We start from the raw sequence: 24,749 nt of genomic DNA on the forward strand, positions 1-24,749 counted from the left end.
ATGATCCAGATCCTTGTTTTTCTTCCCCTGATCGCCTTCCTGATTGCCGGTATCGGCAATCGGATGATCGGCAATGTGGCGGCGAAGTCGGTGACGACGGGCGCGCTGTTCATTTCCTGTGCGCTCAGCTGGGTGACGTTCATAGGCCTCATCAACGGTGCGCCGGCGCAGGATGTGCTGGTGGCGCAATGGTTCACCAGCGGTGATCTGGCCGTAAACTGGTCGCTGAAGGTGGACATCCTGACCGGCGTGATGCTGGTCGTCATCACCTCGGTGTCGGCGCTCGTCCACCTGTATAGCTGGGGCTATATGGCGGAGGATCCGGACCAGCCGCGCTTCTTCGCCTATCTGTCGCTGTTCACCTTTGCCATGCTGATGCTGGTGACTGCCGACAATCTGGTGCAGATGTTCTTCGGCTGGGAAGGCGTGGGTCTGGCGAGCTATCTGCTGATCGGCTTCTGGTACAAGAAGCCGAGCGCCTGGGCGGCCGCGATCAAGGCGTTCGTGGTGAACCGCGTGGGCGATTTCGGCTTCATGCTGGGCATCTTCGGGCTGTTCATGCTGTTCGGCACGGTCGATCTCGATACCATCCTGAGCGCGGTGCCCACGGCGAAAGGGGCGACGTTCACCTTCCTCGGCCACTCGGTCGACGCCATCACCTGCCTCGCCCTGCTGCTGTTCGTCGGGGCCTGCGGGAAATCGGCGCAGGTGCCGCTGCACACCTGGTTGCCGGACGCGATGGAAGGCCCGACCCCGGTGTCGGCGTTGATCCATGCCGCGACCATGGTGACGGCGGGCGTGTTCCTGGTGTGCCGGATGTCGCCTTTGTTCGATGCGTCGGTTACGGCGTCTACGGTTGTCACCTATGTCGGTGCGCTGACGGCGATCTTTGCGGCGACGGTTGCGACGACGCAGCATGATATCAAGCGGGTGATCGCCTATTCCACCTGCTCGCAGCTGGGCTTCATGTTTTTTGCGGCGGGCACGGGGGCCTATGGGGCGGCGATGTTCCACCTCTTCACCCACGCCTTCTTCAAGGCGCTGCTGTTCCTCTGCGCCGGCTCGGTGATCCATGCGATGCACCACGAGCAGGACATGCGCTATTATGGTGGCCTCAGGAAAGTGATCCCTTGGACCTTCGCTGCGATGGTGATCGGTACGATTGCGATCACCGGCGTGAACTACACCTCGGGCTATTTCTCGAAGGATGCCGTGCTGTTTGCGGCGTGGGAGCGCGGCACAGAAGCTTCGCGTGTGGCCTTCTCGGTGGGGATTTTCGCCTCTCTGCTGACGAGTTTCTACAGCTGGCGTCTGATCTTCAAGACCTTCTTCGGCAAGCCGCGCTGGTCGCAGTCCGAGCATATCCAGCATGCGGTGCATGATGCGCATGGCCACGACGACCACCACGATCACGTGCATGCAGATCACGGGCATGACGATCATCACCATGCCGATCAGGCTGACGGCACGGCGGGCTATCACCCGCATGAAAGCCCCTGGCCGATGATGGTGCCGCTGGCGCTGCTGAGCTTCGGCGCATTGTTTGCCGGCGCCATCTTCAACGACATGTTCGTGGGCCATCATGGCTTCTGGAACGGGTCGCTGGTGCATGACGGCGAGTTCTACGCGGCGCTGCACCATGTGCCGGGTCTGGTGCATTGGTCGCCGACGCTGGCGATGCTGACCGGCCTGACGATCGCCTTCCTGGTCTATATCCGCAACCCGCAGGCGGCCGATGCCTTCAAGAAGCAGTTCCGGCACCTGCACGCCTTCCTCTCGAACAAATGGTATTTCGACGAGATCTACAACTGGCTGTTCGTGAAGCCGGCGCTGTGGCTGGGCAACATCTTCTGGAAGCGCGGTGACCAGGGCCTGATCGACCGCTTCGGGCCCGACGGGTTGAGCGGATTGGTCGGTTCCGGTTCGGGGATTGCCCATCGGTTCCAGTCCGGCCTTGTCTATTCCTATGCGCTGGTGATGCTTGCGGGCGTCGCTCTGTTTGCAACCTGGTTCATGGTGCGTTGATGCTGTCGGCAATGATCCTTCTGCCGCTGGCGCTGGCGCTTGCGGTTCTCTTCCTCCCGGGCGACGAGCAGGCTCAGGCGCGCATGGCGCGGCTGGTGGGCCTTGGCACCACGCTGGTCCTGTTTGCGATGGGACTGGTGCTGTGGGCCGGGTTCGATAGCTCGACGGCAGCCTTCCAGTTTACCGAGCGGGCCGAGCTGTTTGGCGGGCTGTTCAGCTGGCATCTTGGGATCGACGGCATCAGCCTGGTGCTGATCCTGCTGTCGGTGTTCCTGATGCCGCTCTGCATCCTCGCCGGTTGGGACAGCATCAAGACCCGCGTGCCAGAATATATCTGCGCCTTCCTGGTGATGGAGGCGCTGATGATCGGGGTGTTCGCCAGCCTCGACCTGTTCCTCTTCTACATCTTCTTCGAAGCCGGACTGATCCCGATGTACCTGATCATCGGCGTGTGGGGCGGCAAGCGGCGGATCTACGCCAGTTACAAATTTTTCCTCTACACGTTGCTCGGCTCGGTGCTGATGCTGCTGGCGATGCTGTGGATGGTCCGCGAGGCCGGTACCACCGATATTCCGGCGCTGATGGCGCATGATTTCCCGGTGCATGCGCAGACCTGGCTGTGGCTTGCCTTCTTCGCCAGCTTTGCCGTGAAGATGCCGATGTGGCCGGTGCACACCTGGCTGCCCGACGCGCACGTCGAGGCGCCGACGGCGGGTTCGATGATCCTGGCCGGCGTGCTGCTGAAGATGGGCGGCTATGGCTTCATCCGCTTCTCCATGCCGATGTTCCCGGAAGCTTCGGTACAACTGATGTGGCTGGTGTTTGCGCTGAGCATGATCGCTGTGGTTGTCACCTCGCTGATCGCGCTGGTGCAGTCAGACATGAAAAAGCTGATCGCCTATTCGTCGGTTGCCCACATGGCCTTTGTCACCGGCGGCCTGTTTGCGCTGAACACGCAAGGGGTGGAGGGCGCGATGGTGGTGATGCTGTCGCACGGGGTGGTGTCAGCCGCGCTCTTCTTCTGCGTCGGCGTCATCTATGACCGGTTGCACACGCGCGACATCGACCGTTACGGCGGCGTCACGACCAACATGCCACGCTATGCGGTGTTTTTCCTGCTGTTCACCATGGCCTCGATTGCGCTGCCCGGAACCTCCGGCTTTGTCGGCGAATTCCTGGCTCTGACGGGCATCTTCAAGGCCAACACCTGGGTCGCCTTCGTGATGGCGACGGGGGTGATCCTGGGTGCTGCCTATATGCTGTGGCTGTTTGCGCGGGTAATGTTCGGCGCGCAGAAGAATGCCGATGCCGCCGCCATGCCTGACCTCAGCGCCCGCGAATGGTCGATCATGGTGCCGCTGGCGCTGGTGGCGCTGTGGATGGGTGTCTATCCCAAGCCATTCCTGGAGCCGCTGAAGGCACCGGTGGAAAGCCTGATGGCACGGATGGCGCGGGCGAACGCGCCGCAGACGCAATTTACGCCCCTGCTGGCGAAGGCGGCAGTTGCTGCTGCGCCGGCCGTCGCGCACGAGACGACAGGACATTCGGAATGACGTTGCAACAGTCGCTCTCGATCGGCGCGCCCGAACTGGTGCTGGGCGCCGGCGCGCTGGTGCTGCTGTTGCTGGGCGTGTTCCGCGGCAATGATTCCGTGAAGGGGCTTAGCTGGGGCGCGGTCATCCTGTTCGTGCTGACGGCACTGACAATCGTCGATGATTCCCCGGTGCGCGAGCTGGCGTGGAACGACCTGTATGTGGCCGATGCGCTTTCCGCCTTCCTGAAAATCCTGCTGCTGGTGGGCGCCGTCGCTTCGGTGTTGATGGCGGTGCCGTGGCTGGAGCGGACGAACGTTTCGCGTTTTGAGTATCCGGTGCTGATCGTGCTTTCAACGCTGGGCATGTTCGTGATGGTATCGGCGAACAACCTGCTGGCGCTGTATGTCGGCCTCGAGCTCATGAGCCTGTCGGCCTATGTGCTGGCCTCGTTCCATCGCGACGACCAGAAGTCGACGGAAGCCGGCCTGAAATATTTCGTGCTCGGCGCCTTGTCGTCCGGCCTGCTGCTCTATGGCATCAGCCTCATCTACGGCTTTGTCGGGTCCACCGATTTCACGCAGATCGCGTCCGGGCTTTCCGCCGGCGGCGAGCGTAACATGGGCGCGCTGTTCGGGCTGGTGTTCGTGCTGGCGGGCCTCGCGTTCAAGGTGTCCGCCGTGCCGTTCCACATGTGGACGCCGGATGTCTATGAAGGGGCGCCAACGCCGGTCGCAGCCTTCTTTGCCTCTGCGCCAAAGGTGGCCGCCATGGGGCTGTTCCTGCGCGTGGCGCTGGACGCCTTCTCCGGCATGGTGGGCGATTGGCGGCAGATCGTGATCGTGATGTCGATCCTGTCGATGTATCTGGGCGCGCTCGGCGCCATCGCGCAGACCAATGTGAAGCGGCTGCTCGCCTATTCCTCGATCAACAATGTCGGCTTCATGCTGATCGGGCTCGCCGCAGCCACGGCGGACGGCGCTTCCGCCGTGCTGCTCTATCTTGCCATCTATCTGGTGATGACCCTGGGCGCCTTCCTGTGCGTGCTGATGCTGACCGATGTCGATGGTCGCCCGGTGGAAACGCTGGACGATCTGGCCGGGCTGGCGCGTTCGCGCCCCTGGCTGGCGACGGCGCTTTCGATCTTCATGCTTTCTCTGGCAGGCCTGCCGCCGCTGTTCGGCTTCATGGCAAAGCTGGCGGTGTTCAACGCGGCGGTGGACGCAAACCTGTGGCTGCTGGCGGTTTTGGGCGTGCTCGCTTCGGTGGTGGCGGCCTATTACTATCTGCGCGTCGTGAAGGTCCTGTTCTTCGACCAGCCGGCCGGCGTGGTGGTGGGCGCGTCCGGAGAGGGAACGCTGGTAATCAACAAGGGCATGATGCTGCTGGCGGCCCTATTCTGCTCGCCGGCGGGCTATCTGCTGCTGGGGCCGCTGCTCAGCGCCACGCGCGCTGCAGCCAGCAGCTTGTTCTGATTCTTCACCTCGAAGAAGTCGGGTCGACCAACGACTGGCTGCGCGAAAACGCCAGCCAGTTTGGTGACGGCCAGTGGGTGCGCGCGGATCGGCAGACCAGCGGGCGGGGGCGCGTCGGCCGGCAATGGCAGATGCCGCAGGGCAATCTGGCCGCGAGCTGCTTGATCCGGCCACAACCGGGCGAGGGCTGGGCGGCGGAACTTGGTTTTGTTGCGGCTTTGGCCTTGCACGATGTGGTAGCCGGATTTGTGGAAACCAGCCGTCTGCAGCTGAAATGGCCGAACGACCTGCTGCTGGATGAAGCCAAACTGTCGGGCATCCTGCTGGAGCGCGAGGCCGACGTGATCATCCTGGGGATCGGCGTAAACCTGGCGGTGGCGCCTGTGCTTCCGGATCGTCGGACGATTGCGTTGGCCGAAGTCGGCATCGAGATTTCGGCCCCGGGTTTTGCGAACCTGCTGGCCGAGGCCTTTGGGCGCCGCCGCGAGATGTGGCGCAAGCACAGCTTCCATCCGATCCGTTCGGATTGGCTGGAGCGGGCGCACCCGTTCGGCACCCGGCTGCTGGTGACCAGCGGCGAGGGAAAGATCGCCGGCAGCTTTGCCGGGCTGGATACCGACGGCGCGCTTCTGCTGGACGGCGACGATGGAAAGGCCCATCGCATCCACGCGGGTGATGTTTGGCAGCCGGGGCCTGCGACCGGAGCGGAGCCCGTCGGGGGAAAGGAAAAAGGCTGATGCTGCTCGCGATCGATGTCGGCAACACCAACATCGTCTTTGCGCTGGTGGACGGCAGCAAGGGCGGGGGGGAGATCGTGAAGCGCTGGCGGATCTCCACCGATGCCAACCGCACCGCCGACGAATATGCTGTCTGGCTGAACCAGCTGATCGAGATGGACGGGCTGAAGCGCTCCGACATCGAGGATGTAGTCATTGCCAGCGTGGTGCCGCAGACGCTGTTCAACCTGCGCGGGCTGGCGCGGAAATATGTGGATGTGGAGCCGATGGTGGTCGGGGCGCCGGGCATCGACTATGGCATGCCGATCAACCTGCCCAATCCGGGCGAGGTGGGGGCTGACCGCATCGTCAACGCGGTTGCCGCGCATGCGATCTGGCCGGGCGACCTCATCATCATCGATTTCGGCACGGCGACGACGTTCGATATCGTCTCGGCGGGCGGCAGTTATGAGGGCGGGGTGATCTCGCCGGGCATCAATCTCTCTATGGACGCGCTCTATCGGGCGGCGGCAAAGCTGCCGCGCATAGCGGTGGAGCCGCCGGGGCAGGGGCTGGGGGTGATCGGCAAGGGCACCGTGCATGCCATGCAATCGGGCGTGTTCTGGGGCTATGTCGGGCTGGTCGAGGGGTTGGTCAGACGCCTGACCGATGAAATCAATGCGAAGGTCACGGTGATTGCAACTGGCGGGCTGGCGCCATTGTTCAGTCGCCACACAACCACTATCTCCTATGTGGATCCCGATCTGACGATCAAGGGACTGATGCGTATCCATGCGCATAACCGCAAATTGGTGCGCGCACCTGTGCACGACCGAAATACTGCAGCCGAACGCGCCGATGTTGCGCTGCGCCCGGGCCTGCAAATCGATGAAGGCTGAGTTGAATTGAAACCTGGTGAAGAGCTGATTTTCCTGCCGCTGGGCGGCTCGGGGGAAATCGGCATGAACGTCAATCTTTATGGCTGCCAAGGCAAGTGGATCATGTGCGACCTCGGCATGACCTTTGCCGATCCGTCGCTGCCGGGCGTGGAGCTGGTGCTGCCCGACCTGCGCTTCATCGAGGAACGGCGTGATGACCTGCTGGGCGTGATCCTGACGCATGGCCATGAAGATCATATCGGCGCAATTCCCTATCTGGCCGCCGAGCTGGGCGTGCCCTTGTATGCCACGCCGTTCACGGCGGGGCTGATCCGGCGCAAGCTGGAAGACGAAGGCCTCTCGAGCGAAGTGAAGCTGCACGTGATCCCGATGGGCGGCGAAGTGGAGCTGGGGCCGTTCAAGGCGAGATTCGTGGCGCTGGCGCATTCCATTCCAGAGGGCAATGCTCTGGTGATCGACACGCCCTATGGGCGGCTGTTCCACACAGGCGACTGGAAGCTGGACGACCGGCCGCTGCTGGGCGATCCTGCCAGCGCGGCGGAACTGACGGCGATTGGCGCCAATGGCGGCAAGGGCACGCTGGCGCTGATCGGCGATTCCACCAACGTCTTCAACGCGGAAGCTTCGGGATCCGAAGGGGATGTATTCGACGGGCTGATGAAGCTGGTGAAGAGCCGCACGCGGGGCAGGGTGGTGGTGACGACCTTTGCGTCGAACGCGACGCGACTGCACACCATCGGCGAAGTGGCGAAGGCTACCGGGCGGAAGCTGGTGATTGCCGGCCGCTCGCTGGAGCGGATCATCCAGGTGGCGAAGGCGACAGGGTATCTGACCGATTTCCCCGATAGCATCAGCTGGGAAGCTGCCGCCACGGCGCGGCCGGAAACGCTGCTGATCGTGGTGACGGGCACGCAGGGCGAACCGCAGGCGGCGCTGGCGCGGATTGCCGATGGGTCACATCCGTCGATTCGGCTCGAGGCGGGAGATCTCGTCGTCTATTCCTCCAAGCAGATTCCGGGGAACGAGCTGGCGATCGGGCGGGTGCAGAATGCGCTGGCCGCGCGCGGCATCGAGATCATCGGCGACCGGCAGGCGCATGTGCATGTGTCCGGCCATCCCGGGCGGCCCGAGCTGGAAGCCATGTATGGCTGGATCAGGCCGCAAATCGCCGTGCCGGTGCACGGCGAGCGGCGGCATATGGAAGAACATGCGCGGCTGGCCCGGAGCGTCGGCGTGCCGGAAGCGATCGTGCCGGTGAACGGTGCGGCCATCCGGCTGGCGCCGGGAAAGCCGAAGGTGCTGAGCCATGAGGTGCATGGACGGCTGGTGCTGGACGGCGACGTGATCCTGCCGGCGGATGGCGCGACGATGGCGATGCGGCGGAAGCTTGGCTATGCCGGGCTGATCGTGGTGACGCTGGTGGTGGACAAGCGCGGCCAGCTGGCGGCGGAACCGCGGGTGATCGCGCGCGGCGTACCGGTGGAGGAGGATGAGGAATCCTTCCTGGCCGATGCCTGCGATGCGGCGGCGGAAACGTTCGGCAAGATCGGCCTGAAGGACAAGCGACGGCTGGAAGACGAAGTGAAGGTGGCCGTGCGTCGTGTGGCGCGGCAGTGGACCGGTAAGAAGCCGCCCACCGAAGTGCAGCTGATCAGCCTTTAGGGACGGGCGCCGATGTCGTGGATTTCCATCTGTGCCGTCTATTTGCTGTTCTGGGTGCTGACGTTGTTCCTGGTGCTGCCTTATGGCGTGAAGACCTCGCGCGAGCTGGGCGAGGCACAGGTGCCGGGTCAGGCGGACAGCGCCCCGCACCATGTCTCCATGCCGCGCAAGCTGCTGTGGACGACGCTGATCTCAGCCGTGCTTTTCGGCCTGTTCCTGCTCAACTGGAACATGAACTGGGTCACCGCGGCCGATCTCGAAAAGCTGGTTCCCCGGCCACCGCAGGGAAAGTCCTAGCCTTCCAGCACCTCTGAAAGCGCAGCTGCCAGCCGCCCCTGTTCCGAACCCTGGATGGCGGCGGCAAGCGCCGGCGCCGGGCCTTCGAAGCGGCGCACCAGGGCATCGAAGGCGGAGGTGTAGCTGCGAGCAGCGGCGGCGAATTCGCTGTCTTCGGCGATCAGCCCCTTCAGCTCCTTTGCTTCCCGCTTATCGAGCAGCGAGTGGACGCGGCGGCTGAAGAAGCCGCGCTCGCCCTTGCGCCATTGCGTCCAGTCGGCATCGTCCATCGGCTTGCCCAGCGCTGACGAGATGGAAATCGAAGCCTGCGAGAGCCTGTCGGTGAGCAGGGTCGCGGATGCGAGCAGATCCTCCTGCTGCGCGGATTCGAAGTGGCCGATCCGGTCGGCTGAGCGTTCTTCGAGAAGTTTCAGTGTGTTGGCGAGAGCTGCCATGCTGGAGGCCGTGCGTTCGGCGGCCGCTGCTGCTGCTGCCTCAGCCTCCCGCGCGCGAATGGCGACGGGCTCGGCAAAGCCGTGCCGCATGGCTTCGTCGGCGGCGGTGGCAAGTGCTTCGCGGGCTTCGGCGATCACGCCTTCGAGCATTTCGCGCATGGTGCCGGTGGTCTGGGCGGAAACTTCGCGCACGCGGGTCATCGCCTCGACCAGGCGGGAAGCGGCGGAGAGCGAGGTGTCGCGGGTCTGTTCCTCGACTTCGCCGATGAGCGTGCGCGCCTGCTGCAACTCCACCACCAGCGCCCGGCCGGCTGCCTCGATGGCGGTGCGCTGGGCAGCATAGGCTTCGCTGGCGGAATCGATGGCGGCGCGGCTTTCGGCAATCGGGTCGGCGAGCGCGGCGGCGCGGGTATAGGCGCCGTCGATGGCGCTTACCAGTTCCATAAGTTCGGCGGTGAGCGCTTCGGCTGCCCTGCCGGCCTCCACCGTGCGGTTGGGCAGCGTTTCGCCGAGCACGTCGACGGTCTGCATGGTTACTTCACGCAGCGAGCGGACGGCGCCTTCGAGATCCTGTGCCGCGCCCTGCGTGTCCTTCAGCGGCAGCGTCAGCCCGGCGATTTCGGAGTTCACCTCCTGCACGCGCGCGGAAAGCCGGTCGAGCGACGTGCGGCTGGTTTCGTTGCTATGCAGCAGGCGGGCATCGAGCAACTGGAAAGCCCGTTCTCCGGAAGTGGCGAGCGACTCCGTCATCGACGCCTGCGCCTTCAGGCGGCCCTCGATCGCCTCGGCCTTGGCGCTCAGTGCCTCTAGACGCTCGGCCAGCTGCCCGGCCGCGGCTGTGGCCATCGATTCGAGCTTGGCCTGGGCTTCGGCCAGTTGCGCCAGCATGGCTTCCGCCTGTCTGCCCATGGCTTCGCGCTTGGCGACCGCGGTATTTTCCAGCACTTCGAACAGCGTATCGGTTTCGCCGCGTATGCTGCGCATGCCAGCCTCGCTCTGAGAGCGCCCGCGTTCGGCCTGCACGCTCAGTCGCTCCAGCGATTCGCCAAGCGAGGCGGAGGCCTTTTCTCCCTCGGACGATAGCGCTCCGAGGCTGGCGGCCAAAGCGGCGGCCGAGGCGTCCGCGCGTCGGGCTTGCTCTGCGGCTTCGCTGGCGGTGGTGGCGATTGCCGCGCGCAGTTCCTGTGCGGCAGCAAGGGCTTGCGGCATGACCGCCGAGAGGGCTTCGCTGGCAACGACGGCAGAGTTGCTGGCGGCCTGCAGCTCTGCAACCAGTTTCTGTGCGCCACGAGACTGGCGTTCGAGCGACTCGGCTGTTTCCGCAAGGCCGCTCAGCTCGCCCGCCATGGAATTGCGCAGGGCGTCGATGCGGGTGACGGCGCCAGCCAGCCGGGCCTCGGTTTCCTCGATGCTGTCTGACTTGTCGAGGATCGGGATATGCTCCTTTTGCCCCAGCGCCGCGGCTAGCGCGTATAGGGTGGCGACAGGCATGATCATCAGGCCGAAGGTCTGGATCGCTTCGAACAGCGACTCCGGTTGTTTCCCGGCCTCTGCCATGGCGTAGAAGCCGATCCCCAGCCAGATGATCGCCAGCAGGCTGACCACCAGGAAGGACATGCGGATCGTCGTCGTCTCAGACATGGCCGGTAAGCCCCTTTTTCTGCGCGTGCCCGGCCAGCGAACCCGTGGCGCCGGCAGTTTGCCCTGCGCCGATGTCGCCTGCCATCGCCCCGGCTTCCGACTGCCTCAGCTTGTGCGCTGCGGCAAGCGCGACAAGAGTAAGCACCCCGATTTCATAGAACCAGTAAAGCATTGTTTCGCCCGCGAGGACGGCGACCCATATGACGATGGCGCGGCCATCCGAGCTGAGCGGCGAGGCCGCCCGGAGCGCACGTGCAGCGCCGGGCTGCCAGCGGGAGAGGAGGAGCTCGCGCTCGGCCGGGCCGGCGGCCTGAAGCTTGAGGTCGAACGGGCGGGTGCGGTTTCCAAGCAGCGCTTCGCAGCGGTTGTAAAAGCGCTCGTAGGGGCCGCCGGCCTCGGCGCGCGCGATCGCCTGAAATTTGCCGGAAAGGCGGCGGATGTAGGTGGCTCGCTCGCCTTCGTAGAATTGCGACTGGAGCGCGTGGAAGACGCCCGACAGCAGGGCGAGGGCAAAGGCCGCAAGCGGCCTGGGGTGGGTGGCAACGAGGGCGATGTTGACGACGACAAATGTAGCATAGTCCGCCACGCCGTCCAGAAGGCGGCCGATATCGCTGCTCTTGCCGGTGGCGCGGGCAAGCTGGCCATCGAGCCCGTCCATGACCAGCCAGGCGAGCATCAGCAGCAGGCCGAGCGTCGCAAATGCCCAGCGCGAGCCGGATTGGCCCGCCATCGCATAGGAGGATGCGGCCAGAAGCCCGAATCCGAAGCCCATGCAGGTGACCGTATTGGGATGGATACCGGCGCGACGCGCTGGCGCCAGCAGCAGCGAAGACAGACGGTGGATCAGGAGCCGGTTGGGCCAGGGCTCGATTTCGATGGGACGGGCGGAATCCATGGTTGCGCTGCACCCTGATGAAGGCAGACACGGCTGGCAAGAGCCGGCCGACAAGATGGTGTGGCACGCCGCTTTGCGCTGGCGGGGCGGCGCAGGCGTGGCTAAGGACGCGCCGATGAGCTTTATCGCGGTGGTGATGGCGGGGGAAAGCCTGCCCGGAGAACAGCCCCCCGGGCTTGGGATCGTGGGTGGCATCACGCTTCTGGAACGGCAGGTGCGCATGGCGCTGAAGGCCGGCGCCGAGGCGGTATGGCTTGTGGCCCCGGCCTTGCCCTCGGATCTGGCCGCCCGGCTGGCGGCGGAACCGGCCTGCTGGCGGACGAGTGACGCGGGACAGCTGGCAGAACGGCTGGAGGGTGAAGCGCGCGATGCGCTGCTGCTGGCGCCGGGGTTGTTGATCGACGACAGGCTGGTGGCGGCAGTGGTGGCGGAGCCTGTGGCACCTGTTCTGCTCGCTTTTTCCGCTGCGGCGCCCGGCGGTGCCGAGCGCCTCGATTCGGCGAACCATTGGGCCGGAATTGCCCGCCTTCCCGCGTCGATGCTGCGAGATGTTGCAGCGAGCCTCGGCGAATGGGAGCTTTCCGGAACGCTGTTGCGGGCAGCGGTGGAAGCCGGGGCAGGGCGCATCTTTGTGGAGGATGTGCCCGTCTATGCGCCGAACCGGCGCCGCGACGTGCCGTTGATCTGGTCAATGCCGGACAGCGAAGAGGCGCGGGCGCAAGGTACCGACAGGCTGCTCGCCTCGGCGCAGAAGGGGTGCCTGGACTGGCCGGCGCGGTTCCTGCATCCGCCTGTCGAGAATCTGTTGGTGCGGTTGCTTCTGCCGACCTGGATCACGCCGAACATGGTGACGGTACTGACCGGGGTGCTGGGGGCTGTGGCCGTTTGGCTTTTTGCAACCGGCCAGCCGCTTTGGGCATTGGCGCTGGTGCTGATCGTGGGGCCGCTGGATGGCGTGGACGGCAAGCTGGCGCGCACGCGGCACGAGTTTTCGCGCTGGGGCGATCTTGAACATGTACTGGACAAGATACTGGAATATGGCTGGATATTGGCGCTGGGATACTGGCTGTCGCAGACGCAGGGCCTGGCCGCGTGGCTGGCGGCGGGGGGGATCATCATCTTCGCGCTGGCAGAGGCGATTTCGGGTGAGTTCTTCCGGCGCTTTACGGGGCGGCAGTTGGACGACTGGGGGCCGTTCGAGCGGGGTTTCCGGCTGATCGGTGGGCGGCGCAACACCTTTTTCTGGACCCTTTTGCCGTTCGGGCTGTTCGGGCTCTGGTGGGGCGGCTTCCTAGTGATGCTGGGCTATGCCGCAGTGACGTTTGCCGTTTCCCACTGGCGGCTGTTGAAGGCAATTGGAGACTATGGGAGACAGGTGAGCGACGAAGTGCGCGCGAATTTCGCCGGAACCTCTTATGATTTCTTGCCGAAGGCGGATGCGGAAGCTAGTTGAGCGGCTTGTTGCAATTTTCTTAACGTGTCGCCCCTTCAGTTGACGGGCCTCGTTTGAGCTGGAAGGACGATACCCCCGAATGACGCCGATCAATGTCGCGATTGCGGGTGTCGGGAACTGCGCAAGCTCGCTGGTACAGGGCATCGCGCACTATTCCAACGGTGGCGCCAACGAGGCGATTGGCCTCAGCCACTGGGATCTTGGCGGCTGGCGGCCGAGAGATCTGCGCGTCGTGGCGGCATTCGACGTCGATCGGCGCAAGGTCGGGCTGGATGTCGCAGAGGCGATATTTGCCAAGCCGAACTGCACCACGGTGTTCTGCGACCATGTGGCGCCGACCGGCACAATCGTAGCAATGGGCCCGGTGCTGGATGGGGTGGCGCCGCATATGCTGGAGGCGCCCGAGCCGCGCAGTTTCCGCCCGGCAGACCTGCCTGAGCCGAGTCTTGCCGAAGTGGTGGAGCAACTGAAGCGCGCCGATGCGCATGTGCTGATGAACTATCTGCCGGTGGGCAGCCAGAAGGCGACCGAATTCTATGCCGAGGCGGCGCTGAAGGCGGGCGTCGCGTTCGTGAACAACATCCCGGTCTTCATTGCCAGCAATCCGGACTGGGCGAAGCGCTTTGCCGACGCCGGCGTGCCGCTGATCGGCGACGACATCAAGGCGCAGCTGGGGGCGACCATCGTGCACCGCACCCTGACCGAGCTGTTTGCGCGGCGGGGCGTGCGGCTGGACCGCACCTATCAGCTGAATACGGGCGGCAACACGGACTTCCTGAACATGCTTGCCAAGGAGCGGCTGGAATCGAAGAAGGTCTCCAAGACCGAGGCCGTGCAGTCTGCGACCGACCGGCGGCTGGACGACGAGAACATCCATGTCGGGCCTTCGGATTATGTGGCGTGGCAGAACGACAACAAGGTCTGCTTCCTGCGGATGGAAGGGCAGTTGTTCGGGGGCGTGCCGATGAACCTCGAGCTGCGGCTTTCCGTAGAAGACAGTCCGAACTCCGCCGGTGTAGCCATTGATCTGGTGCGCTGCGCAGCGCTTGCCCACGCGCGCGGAATCGGCGGCGTGGTTGCGGCGCCTTCCGCCGCTTTCTGCAAGCATCCTGCCGTGCAGATGGAGGATGCAGCGGCGAGCGCGGCGCTGGATGCCTTCATTGTCGGCGACTCCGGGCCGTCTTCCGCCACCCGCCATTGATCTGAAACGTCCGGCGGGCATGGACGGCCGATCATGACGCGCCTGCCCACTGCGACCAATGCCATCATCCTGGCAGCCGGGGCCGGTTCCCGGCTGGCGGATGTGGAAGCGGTGAAGCCGTTGGCGGATATCGGTGGCAAGCCCCTGATCCTGCATTCGATCGAGAGCCTGATGACGGCCGGGGCCGCGTCGGTCACGATAGTAGTCGGCAACCGCGCTGAAGACATAAGGGCAGCGCTTCGCCAGGCACCGCTGCCGTTGGAATTTGTGGACAACCCCGACTGGCAGGCGGCGCCGAACGGTGTCTCCGTCCTTGCCGCGCGCAGATCCGTTCGGCCCGGAACGCTGCTGACCATGGCGGACCATTTGCTTTCGCCCGAGCTGGTCGGACGACTGGTGATGGGCGCGGCGCACGCGCTGGCGCTGGGTGTCGATCGTCGGCTGGGCCATCCCTGGGTCGATGAAGCCGATGTCACGCGGGTGCTTACCGATGGCGGGGAGATTCGCGCCATCGGCAAGGGCCTGTGCGTCTATGATGCCTACGACACCGGGCTTTTCCGTATCGGGCCTGAGCTGGTTGAGGCGTTGGCCGGCCTTGCAGCGCCCGGGCTTTCCGATGGGGTCCGGCTGCTGGCGGCGAACGGGCTTGCAGGTTGCGTGGATATCGGGGACGCGCCGTGGCTGGATGTGGATGATGCACGGGCGCTGGATATCGCCCGGAAGGAATGGAGATTGGCATGAAGGCGTTTCTGGCTGCACTGTTGCTGCTGCAGGGCGCCGTCGTGGCGGCCTCTCCATGGGTGGGCCCCGGGGATGCACGGCTGCGGACCGATGTGGAGCTTTTGCGGGCGCATGGCTATATTCTGGGGCCGGTCGATGCCTGGCCCTTGCCATGGTCGCAAATCAATCGCGGGATCGAGCGCGCCCGTACCGATGGAGCGCTGCCCCCGCATATTGCCGCCGCCGTCAGCCGGCTGGAAAGAGAGGCGGAATATGCCGGCCAGAAGACGCGCTTCATGGTCCGCGCGATGGGCACCAACGATGCGGCGCTGGTGCGGACGTTCGACCGGGTGGCCCGCAACCAGGGGGAAGTGACGGCTTCGGCATCGCACGATCTGGGGCGCCTGCATGTGACCTGGGGCGGCACCTGGCAGAGCGATGGCAGCCCGGACCAGGAAGCCACAAGGCATAAGAACGGATTTTCTCCCGATCCGAGCTATGTGGCGCTGCGTCTGGGCGACAACTGGGCGGCCTATGGCGGCTGGATCGACAATTGGTGGGGCGCCGGGCAGGACGGGGCAATGCTGTTTTCCACCAGCGCCCGGCCGATGCCCAAGGTCGGCTTCCGACGGTTGGAGCCCTTTACCATCGATGCGCCGGTGCTGCGCTGGCTGGGGCCGACGACCTTCGATTTCTTCGTCGCGATCGCCAACGAGAAGCGCGATTTCGACAATCCGGCGATGATCGGGATGCGTTTTGCCTTTCAGCCGACACCCTATTTCGAAATCGGCCTCAACCGGGGAATCCAGATTTGCGGCAGCGGTCGGCCCTGTGACGCGAGGACCATCGGCAAGGCCCTGATCGGTTTCGGGGATTTCGACAATACCGGAACGCTGGATGAGCCGGGCAACCAGCTGGCCGGCTTCGACATGAGCTATCGGCGGCCGATTGGCGATACCGGGCAGATTCTGAAGCTGACATTCGCGACGACTGCCGAGGATGCCGACAATATCCTGATCGAGCAGTTTGCACGGCAGATCGGAGCCGGGATTTCCGGCCCGGTCGGCAAAGATGGGGCGCTGCTGGATGCCGGGTTCGAATATCTGGACAGCCAGGCGGCGAAGTTCCTCGGCAGTTTGATGGGCAGCAAGGCCTATCCCGGGAGCACCTACAACAATTTCATCTACACCGACGGCTGGACCTATGGCCGGCGTCCGGTCGGCCATTCGCTGGATGGGGATGCGCGCGCGATAACCGTCTATTCAGCCCTGACCGACTCGCGCAATCGCCGATGGTATGTGAGCGGCCGGAATATCGTGCTGAACCTGCATTCCATTCCCAGCTATCGCATTTCGAAATCACGCGAGGAAGTTGCGGTATTTGAAGGCGGGGTAAACTGGCCTACGAAATTCGGGGATATCAAGGCCAGCGCGCGGCTGCAGCAGAATGCGCCGGATACGCCCGATACCAACCCGACGCTGGTGCAGGGCGAGATCGGCTGGACGACGCGCTTCTAGCGGCTTGAGGTTGCATCGATCCGGCTGAGTTCGCTAAGGCGACGGCATGGCCGATGTTTCCCTTTCGTTCTCAGGTCAGGACTTTGTGCCGCTTCCGTGCGGCGCGCTGTTCTGGCCGGGCGAACAGACGCTGCTGGTGGCCGACCTGCATCTGGAAAAGGGATCGGCCTTCGCCCGGCAGGGATGGCTGCTGCCGCCCTATGACAGCCTGGAATCGCTGCGCCGGCTGGCGGCGGCGGCTGCGCAGGTGCGTCCGCGGCATATCGTTGCGCTGGGCGACAGCTTCCACGATTCGAACGGGCCTTCGCGCCTGCTTCCGGAGGCGCTTGACCTGCTGCTGCGATTGTTGCGCGCCCATGACTGGCTGTGGGTAACGGGCAACCATGACGGCGACAGCGGGGTCGAGATCGGCGGGCGGGCCGTTGCAGAGGTGGAAATGGCCGGCATCTGGCTCCGCCACGAAGCCCAGACGCCCTCCGGCGGGCCGGAGATCAGTGGGCATTTCCACCCCAAGGTGGCGATGGAACTGCGTGCCGGCGTGCGCGTCAGCCGGCGCTGTTTTGCGATGGCTGCCGAACGGCTGGTGCTGCCCGCCTATGGGGCCTATGCCGGCGGCCTGTCGGTCGATGATCCGGCATTCGCCGTGGCGCTGGGCTGCATTCCAGATGCCGTGGTGCCCCTGGCCGGAGGAATTGTCCGTATTCCGGCCGCCAAGAGGAGAAATGCTGCATGACCTGGTTCCCCCAACGCCACGCCCGTATTTTCTGCGCCGCCGTCAACTATGCCGCGCACCGGGACGAAATGGGTCGCGGGGAAAGCGGACCAAACCCGATGATCTTCCTGCGTACGCCGCAGTCGCTGGTCCGGGCGGGTGAGCCGATCGTTAAGCCGGTGAATACGGAAAGCCTCGATTGGGAAGGTGAGCTGGCGCTGGTGATTGGCAAGCCGGCCCGGCATGTGTCGCGGGAAAATGCGCTGTCGCATGTGGCAAGCTGGACGGCGTTCATGGATGGCTCCGTTCGCGACTGGCAGCGGCATACGGCGCAGTTCACCGGCGGCAAGAATTTCGACGCATCCGGCAGCATCGGGCCCGAGCTGGTGCCTGCGGAAGCCTTCGGGGACTACAAGGCGCATTCGCTGACCACGCGCGTGAATGGAGAGGTGGTGCAGCACACGTCCATCGATCTCATGCTGCACGACGTGGAGGCGCTCATCGCATATATCTCTGCGTTCACCGAACTGCAGACGGGCGATATCATCGCCACCGGGACCTGCGGTGGCGTCGGCGAAAAGCGGGTTCCTCCGAAGTTCCTGATGCCGGGCGACGTGGTGGAGGTGGATATTTCCGGCCTGCCCTTGCTGTCCAATCCCATCGTGGCGGAGCGCGGATAAACGGCGTGGCGGAGCGCGGATAAACGGCGTTGCGGAGCGCGGATGAAGGGCTGCGTAAACGGCTGATGGCCGCAGCGGCACCGCGTTGATTCACATGCGATTCATCTTGTTGTGAGAGGATTCGGCGATGAAATTCGCAATACTCTCCACCGCGCTGCTTCTGTTTTCCGCTGGTTCCGCCAGCGCACAGGATAGTCCGGCTGAACTGCCCGCAGTGGCGCCGGCGGCAGCGCCAGCAGCTGCTCCGGCCGTTGTCCCCGCCGCACCTGCGGCGCCGAAAAGCGATGGAAGCCTGAAGGGCGATGCGCAGGCGGCTGCCTATGAGATCGGGGAAATCACCACCGCGGCAGACGGCGCCTTTGGCGAGGCAACCGAGGGTATTGCGATGGTCATCCAGAAGGTCTTCGCAGACCTTGGCAAGCCCAACGCCTATATCGTCGGCCGGGAAGGCGGCGGTGCGCTGGTGGTGGGCCTGCGCTATGGCAAGGGCAAGCTGTTTTCCAAGGTGGAAGGCGAGCGCCCCGTTCACTGGACGGGGCCTTCGATCGGGCCTGACATCGGCGGCGATGCCTCGCGCAGCTTCGTGCTGGTCTATAACCTCCACGACACCGAGGAGCTGTATCAGCGTTTCCCCGCGGTCGAGGGCAAGGCCTATCTGATCGGCGGCGTATCGGCCAACTATCACCAGCGGGGACATATCATCCTCGTTCCGATCCGGCTGGGTGCCGGATGGAGGCTGGGGGCGAACGTCGGCTATCTGAAATATACCCGGGAAGGGTCGGTCATTCCCTTCTGACGCCGGATGCATGAAATGCGGTGCTTGAATGGCTGAGCGCCCACCCCTAAAGCCCGGCGAACCCATGGTCCGTCCGCTTTCCCTACCCATCGCGCTCGGCGCCCTGCTTCTGGCCACCGTTGCGCACGCGCAGGAGCCCGGGCCGCCGGCGGCTGCGCCCGAACTGCCGCAGCCGACGGTCGAATTTGAGGCCGACACCCTCACCTATGACGAGAATGGCGAGATCATCACTGCGACCGGCAATGTGCTTGTGCACCGCGACGGGCAGAGGCTGACCGCCGACACGGTGATCTACAATCGCTCGACCGGCCTGGTGACGGCCAGCGGCAATGTGCTGATCGACAACGGCGATGGCATGCGCGCAGTCGCCGACAATGTGGAGCTGAACGAAACGCTGCGCGACGGCGCTGTCGAGAATATCCTGCTGATTCTGTCGGACGGCAGCCGGATGGCGGCGAAGACCGGTGTGCGCGAGAACGGCCTCTCCACCCTGAATCGCGCCGCCTATTCGCCCTGCTCGGTTGTGGATGAAGCCGGTTGCCCCAAGGAGCCGATGTGGCAGCTGAAAGCCGTGCGGGTGGTGCACGATCCGATGCGCGGGCGCATCTACTACACCGGCGCGCGCCTGGAGATGTTCGGCGTGCCGGTACTGGCGCTTCCCAAATTGTCGCATCCGGATGGTTTCGACCATAACCAGTCGGGCCTGTTGTCGCCGGATTTCAGGCTCTCGCGCGAGCTGGGCGGTGAAGTCCGGATTCCCTATTTCTGGTCTCTGGCACCCGACCGCGACCTTACCGTTACCGGAAACATCTATACCAATGTCGCCCCCGTGATCGGTGCCGAATACCGGCAGCTGTTCGAGGGCGGGCCGGTGCAGGTGGGGCTGATGGCGACCTATGCGCGCGGGCAGGAAGAAGACCCTGTCACCGGCGACATCGTGCAGACCGACAGAGCCTTCCGCGGGGCGTTCGAGACGCGAGGCCAGATCGAGCATGGCGACGGCTGGCGTTCCAGTTTCTCGTCGCGTCTCACCAACGACGACAACTTCCTGGGTCGTTATCAGGTGAGCCTCGATACCCGCCTGCGCTCGACCTATGTGCTGGAGCGGTTCGAGCCGCAGCGGTATTTTTCGGTCCGCGGATGGGCCTTTCAGGACCTGACGCCGAATACGCCGAACGACCGGGTGCCCTTTGCCCTGCCGCTGGTCGACATGTTGTGGCGGCTTGACGAAAAGCCCCTTGGCGGCAGCGTGATGCTGCAGGCGAACAGCCTTACGCTGGTCCGGCGGGAAGGCCAGTCGATGGCGCGGGCGCTGGCGTCCGTGCAATGGGATCGCAGCTTCCTGACGCCGGCGGGACAGCGGATCACCTTTACCGGGCTTATGCGCGGCGACGTCTATACCAGCAGCGACGGCGCCGAGGCGGATGATCCCTTCTATGCCGGCAAGGACGGCTGGCAGGCGCGCTTCATTCCGCTGGCTGCGGTGGACATGGAATGGCCGCTCGCCGGGCCGGTATTCGGTGGCCTGCAGACGGTAACGCCCCGCGTCCAGTTCGTCGCTTCCAGCCCAACGGCCAATGCCGGCATTCCCAACGAGGACAGCCGCGCAATTGACCTGGAGGAATCCAACCTGTTCGCGCTGAACCGTTTTCCGGGCTATGACCGCTGGGAGGGGGGAGCGCGGGTTACCTACGGGATGGACTGGCGCTGGGCAAAGCCGGGCATCGCCATCTTCGCCCAGGTGGGGCAAAGCTATCGCCTCGACAACCAGCTGGATGTGTTTCCCGAGGGCACCGGGCTTTCCAGCCGCTTGTCCGATATCGTCGGGCGCGCTTCCGTTCGCTTCGGCCGGTATGTGGAGGTGACACAGCGGCTGCGGCTGGACAAGGACAGCCTCGCCGTCCGCCGCAACGAGACGGACGTAGCCATCGGCAGCCGGCAGACCTTCGTCTCGGTCGGCTATCTGAAGTACAACCGCAACATCGACCTCGAGGATCTGACCGACCACGAGGAAGTGCGGGCCGGCGCGCGCGTTGCCTTTGGCCGATACTGGGCGGTGTTCGGTTCCGCAGTGGTGGACCTCACCTCCACGGCGGAAGATCCGCTGACGACCAACGACGGCTTCCAGCCGATCCGGCACCGGCTGGGCATCAGTTATACGGATGAGTGCTTCGAGTTCGGGGTGACCTGGAAGCGCAACTATGTCGACAATCCGAACGCACGGGAGGGTAACACCTTCCTGTTCACGCTTGCGCTTCGCAACCTGGGCTGATGACTTCACGCCGGGTTCAGCCAATTCCCGGCATAGGTGCTGGCGCCTTCCCAACCCCTCGTCTATGCGGAGCGCCGATCCGCATGTTTAGGAAATGAGTTTCTTGATCACGATGAAACGCGAATTTCGGGCTCGAACAGCTGTTGCGGCCCTGCTGGCGCTTTCCGCAACGCTCTCCGGGGCGATCCCGGCCGGTGCGCAGCAGCCGGCAGGCGGCCAGTCGGCGCTGACGGCTTCGCAGCGGCAGGCCGCCGCCCTGCAGCTTCCAGAGATTACCGTGATGGGCACGGTGGACCCGAACGTCCGCAAGGCCAACGCCATCGTCAATGGCGATATCATCACCGATACCGATGTCGATCACCGGCTGGGGCTGGTGATGATCGCCAATGGCGGCAAGGTTTCCGAGGAAGAGCGCAACGTGCTCAGGCTGCAGGTGCTGCGGAATCTGATCGACGAGAAGCTGCAGATCCAGGAGGCTGCGAGCCACGAGGTGACGATTCCGGAAGCCGAGGTCGAGCAGGCCTATGGCCGGGTGGCGGCCAATTTCCGCCAGGATCGCGCCGCGTTCGAGAAATTCCTGATCGACGGGGGTTCCTCCCCTTCCTCGATCAAGCAGCAGATCCGCGCCGAGCTGGCCTGGTCGCGTCTGCTCCGTCGGCGGGTGGAGCCGTTCATCAACGTCGGCGACGATGAAGTGCAGGCGATCATCCAGAAGCTGGAGGCATCTAAAGGCCAGGACGAGTTCCGGGTCGGCGAAATCTTCCTGTCGGCCCCGCCGGAGCTGCAGGCGCAGGTGATGCAGGATGCAAGCCGCATCGTGGAACAGGTTCGGGCCGGCGCCAGCTTTGTCGCCTATGCGCGCCAGTTCTCCGAAAGCTCCTCGGCGCAGCTTGGCGGCGATCTTGGATGGATCCGCGCCGAACAGCTCTCGCCTGCCTTGCAGGGCGTTGTCGCCTCGCTGCCCAAGGGTGGCGTTTCGGACCCCGTGGCGGTTCCCGGCGGCGTGACGATCGTTGCGCTCGTCGACAAGCGGCAGGTGCTTTCCGCCGATCCGGCGAGCGCGATCCTGAGCCTGAAGCAGCTGACCATTCCGCTGAAGCAGGGCATCAGCGAGGCCGAGGCGCGCAAATTTGCCGCCAGCATTCAGGAAAAGACACGGAACATGGGCGGCTGCGGCCGCGCCGAGGCGGTCGCAAAGGAGATCGGTGCCGAAGTCGTTTCCAACGACCAGCTCCGGCTCGGCGACCTGCCGCCGCAGCTGCAGCAGATACTGGGCCAGATGACGGTTGGCGCCGCGACGCCGCCATTCGGATCGGCCGAGGACGGTCTGCGCGTGCTGGTTCTATGTGGGCGCGATGATCCCAAGGCCTCTGCCGGCACGCCGAGCTTCGATCAGGTCTATGGGCAGCTGAACGACCAGCGCGTGAACAGTGCCGCGCGCCGCTATCTGCGGGATCTTCGGCGCGACGCCGTAATCGACTATCGCTGAGCCATGGCAACGTCGCAGGATCTTGCGGCAGTCGAAGCGGAACCGTCGATTGCTCCGCTTGCCGTGTCGTTGGGGGATCCCGCCGGCATTGGTCCCGAAGTGATTGCAAAGGCGTGGGCGATTCGGTCCGCGCACCGCCTGCCGCCCTTCTTTGCCATAGGGGATCGTCGCAGCGTGGAAGCGGTTTGGGACGGGCCGATTGCGCAGATTTCGCGGCCATCGGAGGCGACCGCCGCCTTTGAAGAGGCGCTGCCCTTGCTCCAGGTCGACGATCCGGGCGACATCGAGCCGGGTGTCCCGAACCTTGCCGGGGCGCGATGTGCGCTGGATGCGGTGGAAATGGCCGTGGGGCTGGCCCGTTCCAGCGCGGCGTCCGGGCTGGTGACCGGGCCGGTCGCCAAGTCGCAGCTCTATGCAATCGGCTTCCGCCATCCGGGGCAGACGGAATTTGTCGCAGAGCGCTGTGGTGTGGCGGCTGAAAATGTGGCGATGATGATGGTCGGGCCGGATCTTCGCACGGTTCCGGTGACCATTCACAAGCCGCTTGCGCGGGTGCCGGAATCGCTGACGACCGAGCTTATCGTTTCGCGTGCACGCACGGTGGTGCGGGGCCTTATCCGCGATTTCGGCGTGGCGCGCCCTCGTCTGGCGGTAGCAGGCCTCAACCCGCATGCCGGCGAAAGCGGTGCCATGGGGCGCGAGGAACTGGACATAATCGCGCCGGCAATCGCCCAGTTGCGGGACGACGGATTCGATGTCAGCGGGTCGCTGCCGCCGGACACGATGTTCCATCCCGCCGCGCGGGCGACCTATGACGTTGCCATCTGCATGTACCATGATCAGGCGCTTATCCCGTTGAAGACGCTGTATTTCGACAGCGGCGTCAACATGACGCTGGGGCTTCCGGTGCTGCGCACCTCGCCGGACCATGGCACGGCGTTCGGCATCGCCGGGCGCGGGGAAGCTAACCCGCGGGCGATGATCGCCGCCATCTCGCTTGCCGGACAGTGCGCCCGTACGCGGCTGCTTGCGCAGGCCCTCTGAGTGACGGGGGCAGCATGACGGATGTTGCGGCAGCCATCGCCGCGCTGCCGCCGCTGAGGGACGAGATAGCCGCCGCCGGGCTTCGCGCCGACAAGTCGCTGGGGCAGAACTTCCTGCTGGACCTGAACCTGCTGGACCGGATCGTCCGCTCGATCCCTCTGCAGCCAGGGGACCGGGTTTTCGAAGTGGGGCCGGGGCCTGGCGGGCTCACACGAGCGCTGCTGAAGGCCGGTGCGCAAGTCGTGGCAGTGGAGCGGGACGAGCGGGCGCTGCCAATCCTGCAGCGGATTTCGGCCGTCTCCGATGGGGCGCTGACGATCGTGCACGGCGATGCGCTGAAAGTGAATGCGCAGGAACTGGTGGGGAAGGGCGCGCATATCGCTGCGAACCTCCCCTATAATATCGGCACGCTGCTGCTGACGCGATGGCTGAGCGAGGCCCAATGGCTGCCCTGGTGGCGCTCGGCAACGCTGATGTTTCAGAAGGAAGTGGCAGACCGGATTGTCGCCCAGCCGGGTAGCTCGGCGTATGGCCGGCTGTCGGTGCTCGCGCAGGTCCGCTGCGAGGTGCGGATCAAGACCCTGCTGCCGGCGCGTGCGTTCACGCCGCCGCCCAAGGTGGACAGCGCCGTCGTGCAGCTGATTCCGCGGGTGCCCGAGTTGGCGGTGCCGATGCAGATTCTGGAACGGTTGACGGCGTCCGCTTTCGGCCAGCGCCGCAAGATGCTGCGCCAGTCGCTGAAGGGATTGCCGGGGGCGTTGGAGGCTCTGGCGGCGTTGGAGATCGATCCGACCCGCCGGGCCGAGACGCTGTCGGTCAGCGAGTATGTCGCGGTTGCCAGGGCGCTGGCTTCAGCCCCTGCAGATAGTTGAGCTCGATGCGGAGCGGCGTGACCCCGTCGAGCCGGACCTGCACCGATTCGACCTTTGGCTTGGCGAGCGCCAGCTTCGGGTTTCGGGAGAAGCCGGCGCCGTCCTTGAACGGGCCGAGCTTGCCGTTGGCGTCGCGATCGTGAAGTGCGACGACGATATAGTCGCCCGGCTCCGGAACGGGGGCGCACACGGTCATTTCGCCCGACGCCGTCATCGGCACGTCGAGGCGCTGCACATAGCGCCCGGAGGCCAGGAACTCCTCCTCCCTGGCGCGATAGATGGCGATGCGCAGGTTTCCCTTTCGGTCGCGAAAGCCGTGCACGGTGGCGAGGGCGGCAGGCTGCCCCTGGCTGGAATCACAGACATGGGCAGCGCCGAATACGGCGGTGGCGGCAATCGCAAGGAGGGCAGACATTC

21 protein-coding genes are annotated in these 24,749 nt (G+C 64.8%); 18 read left to right on the plus strand and 3 right to left on the minus strand.

The genetic code is table 11. The features are described 5' to 3' along the window. Genes nuoL through IM784_RS01020 form a run of 7 tightly spaced genes read left to right on the plus strand, consistent with a single transcriptional unit; the run spans window position 1 to window position 8,606 of the window. Window positions 1-2,025 carry an NADH-quinone oxidoreductase subunit L gene (gene nuoL, locus IM784_RS00990; RefSeq protein WP_199553436.1) on the plus strand — a complete coding sequence of 675 codons (2,025 nt, stop codon included), beginning with the start codon at window positions 1-3 and terminating at the stop codon, window positions 2,023-2,025. A gap of 11 nt (window positions 2,026-2,036) precedes the next feature. Then, a complete protein-coding gene (locus IM784_RS00995; protein ID WP_235976456.1) occupies window positions 2,037-3,578 on the plus strand; it encodes an NADH-quinone oxidoreductase subunit M in 1,542 nt (513 codons plus the stop codon). Next, the gene (nuoN, locus tag IM784_RS01000) at window positions 3,575-5,032 is read left to right on the plus strand and encodes an NADH-quinone oxidoreductase subunit NuoN (RefSeq protein ID WP_199553438.1); all 1,458 of its coding nucleotides are present in this window, start codon (window positions 3,575-3,577) and stop codon (window positions 5,030-5,032) included. The genes IM784_RS00995 and nuoN overlap by 4 nt, the downstream gene beginning before the upstream one ends. Beyond that, entirely contained in the window at window positions 5,032-5,769 is a 738-nt protein-coding gene (locus IM784_RS01005; protein WP_328799441.1) for a biotin--[acetyl-CoA-carboxylase] ligase, read from the plus strand. Before nuoN ends, IM784_RS01005 begins: the two co-directional genes overlap by 1 nt. Continuing rightward, window positions 5,769-6,647: a type III pantothenate kinase gene (locus IM784_RS01010; RefSeq protein WP_199553439.1), complete on the plus strand. Its 879-nt coding sequence runs from the start codon at window positions 5,769-5,771 to the stop codon at window positions 6,645-6,647. Before IM784_RS01005 ends, IM784_RS01010 begins: the two co-directional genes overlap by 1 nt. A gap of 6 nt (window positions 6,648-6,653) precedes the next feature. Next, on the plus strand, window positions 6,654-8,309 hold the full coding sequence (locus tag IM784_RS01015; RefSeq protein WP_199553440.1) for a ribonuclease J: 1,656 nt from the start codon (window positions 6,654-6,656) through the stop codon (window positions 8,307-8,309). A 12-nt stretch (window positions 8,310-8,321) separates the two neighbouring features. Continuing rightward, window positions 8,322-8,606 carry a DUF1467 family protein gene (locus IM784_RS01020; protein WP_199553441.1) on the plus strand — a complete coding sequence of 95 codons (285 nt, stop codon included), beginning with the start codon at window positions 8,322-8,324 and terminating at the stop codon, window positions 8,604-8,606. On the opposite strand, the gene IM784_RS01025 is transcribed toward IM784_RS01020, so the two are convergent. Together IM784_RS01025 and IM784_RS01030 are read right to left on the minus strand one after the other, a co-directional pair. Then, complete coding sequence (locus tag IM784_RS01025; protein WP_199553442.1) at window positions 8,603-10,681, minus strand: coiled-coil domain-containing protein; 2,079 nt, start codon at window positions 10,679-10,681, stop codon at window positions 8,603-8,605. The genes IM784_RS01020 and IM784_RS01025 overlap by 4 nt on opposite strands. Then, entirely contained in the window at window positions 10,674-11,576 is a 903-nt protein-coding gene (locus tag IM784_RS01030; protein ID WP_199553443.1) for a CDP-alcohol phosphatidyltransferase family protein, read from the minus strand. Before IM784_RS01030 ends, IM784_RS01025 begins: the two co-directional genes overlap by 8 nt. A 115-nt stretch (window positions 11,577-11,691) precedes the next feature. Between IM784_RS01030 and IM784_RS17365 the strand changes: the two genes are divergently transcribed. The 11 genes from IM784_RS17365 to rsmA all read left to right on the plus strand — a co-directional run bounded on the left by IM784_RS17365 (window position 11,692) and on the right by rsmA (window position 24,332). Then, window positions 11,692-13,029, plus strand: coding sequence for a CDP-alcohol phosphatidyltransferase family protein (locus IM784_RS17365; protein ID WP_199553444.1), 1,338 nt, complete (start codon window positions 11,692-11,694; stop codon window positions 13,027-13,029). A 79-nt stretch (window positions 13,030-13,108) separates the two neighbouring features. Next, window positions 13,109-14,230 carry an inositol-3-phosphate synthase gene (locus IM784_RS01040; protein WP_199553445.1) on the plus strand — a complete coding sequence of 374 codons (1,122 nt, stop codon included), beginning with the start codon at window positions 13,109-13,111 and terminating at the stop codon, window positions 14,228-14,230. 33 nt (window positions 14,231-14,263) lie between these two features. Further along, window positions 14,264-14,971 (plus strand): phosphocholine cytidylyltransferase family protein, encoded by a 708-nt coding sequence (locus tag IM784_RS01045; RefSeq protein WP_199553446.1) that lies wholly within the window; start codon window positions 14,264-14,266, stop codon window positions 14,969-14,971. Continuing rightward, the gene (locus tag IM784_RS01050; RefSeq protein ID WP_199553447.1) at window positions 14,968-16,467 is read left to right on the plus strand and encodes a capsule assembly Wzi family protein; all 1,500 of its coding nucleotides are present in this window, start codon (window positions 14,968-14,970) and stop codon (window positions 16,465-16,467) included. The genes IM784_RS01045 and IM784_RS01050 overlap by 4 nt, the downstream gene beginning before the upstream one ends. A 46-nt stretch (window positions 16,468-16,513) precedes the next feature. Then, window positions 16,514-17,200: a ligase-associated DNA damage response endonuclease PdeM gene (pdeM, locus tag IM784_RS01055; RefSeq protein WP_199553448.1), complete on the plus strand. Its 687-nt coding sequence runs from the start codon at window positions 16,514-16,516 to the stop codon at window positions 17,198-17,200. Next, window positions 17,197-17,859, plus strand: a complete 663-nt coding sequence (locus tag IM784_RS01060) for a fumarylacetoacetate hydrolase family protein (RefSeq protein WP_199553449.1) — start codon at window positions 17,197-17,199, stop codon at window positions 17,857-17,859. The genes pdeM and IM784_RS01060 overlap by 4 nt, the downstream gene beginning before the upstream one ends. A 127-nt stretch (window positions 17,860-17,986) precedes the next feature. Beyond that, window positions 17,987-18,655, plus strand: coding sequence for a DUF1134 domain-containing protein (locus tag IM784_RS01065; protein ID WP_199553450.1), 669 nt, complete (start codon window positions 17,987-17,989; stop codon window positions 18,653-18,655). Window positions 18,656-18,719: 64 nt separating this feature from the next. Beyond that, entirely contained in the window at window positions 18,720-20,927 is a 2,208-nt protein-coding gene (locus IM784_RS01070) for an LPS-assembly protein LptD (RefSeq protein ID WP_199553451.1), read from the plus strand. Window positions 20,928-21,039: 112 nt separating this feature from the next. Then, entirely contained in the window at window positions 21,040-22,416 is a 1,377-nt protein-coding gene (locus IM784_RS01075) for a peptidylprolyl isomerase (RefSeq protein WP_199553452.1), read from the plus strand. A gap of 3 nt (window positions 22,417-22,419) precedes the next feature. Further along, the gene (gene pdxA / locus IM784_RS01080; protein WP_199553453.1) at window positions 22,420-23,460 is read left to right on the plus strand and encodes a 4-hydroxythreonine-4-phosphate dehydrogenase PdxA; all 1,041 of its coding nucleotides are present in this window, start codon (window positions 22,420-22,422) and stop codon (window positions 23,458-23,460) included. Window positions 23,461-23,474: 14 nt separating this feature from the next. Beyond that, a complete protein-coding gene (gene rsmA / locus IM784_RS01085) occupies window positions 23,475-24,332 on the plus strand; it encodes a 16S rRNA (adenine(1518)-N(6)/adenine(1519)-N(6))-dimethyltransferase RsmA (RefSeq protein WP_199553454.1) in 858 nt (285 codons plus the stop codon). On the opposite strand, the gene IM784_RS01090 is transcribed toward rsmA, so the two are convergent. Beyond that, window positions 24,277-24,747 (minus strand): DUF2141 domain-containing protein, encoded by a 471-nt coding sequence (locus IM784_RS01090; protein ID WP_199553455.1) that lies wholly within the window; start codon window positions 24,745-24,747, stop codon window positions 24,277-24,279. The genes rsmA and IM784_RS01090 overlap by 56 nt on opposite strands. Between the last annotated feature and the right edge of the window lie 2 nt (window positions 24,748-24,749).

The organism is Sandaracinobacteroides hominis, assembly GCF_016464365.1.
Lineage (GTDB): Bacteria > Pseudomonadota > Alphaproteobacteria > Sphingomonadales > Sphingomonadaceae > Sandaracinobacteroides > Sandaracinobacteroides hominis.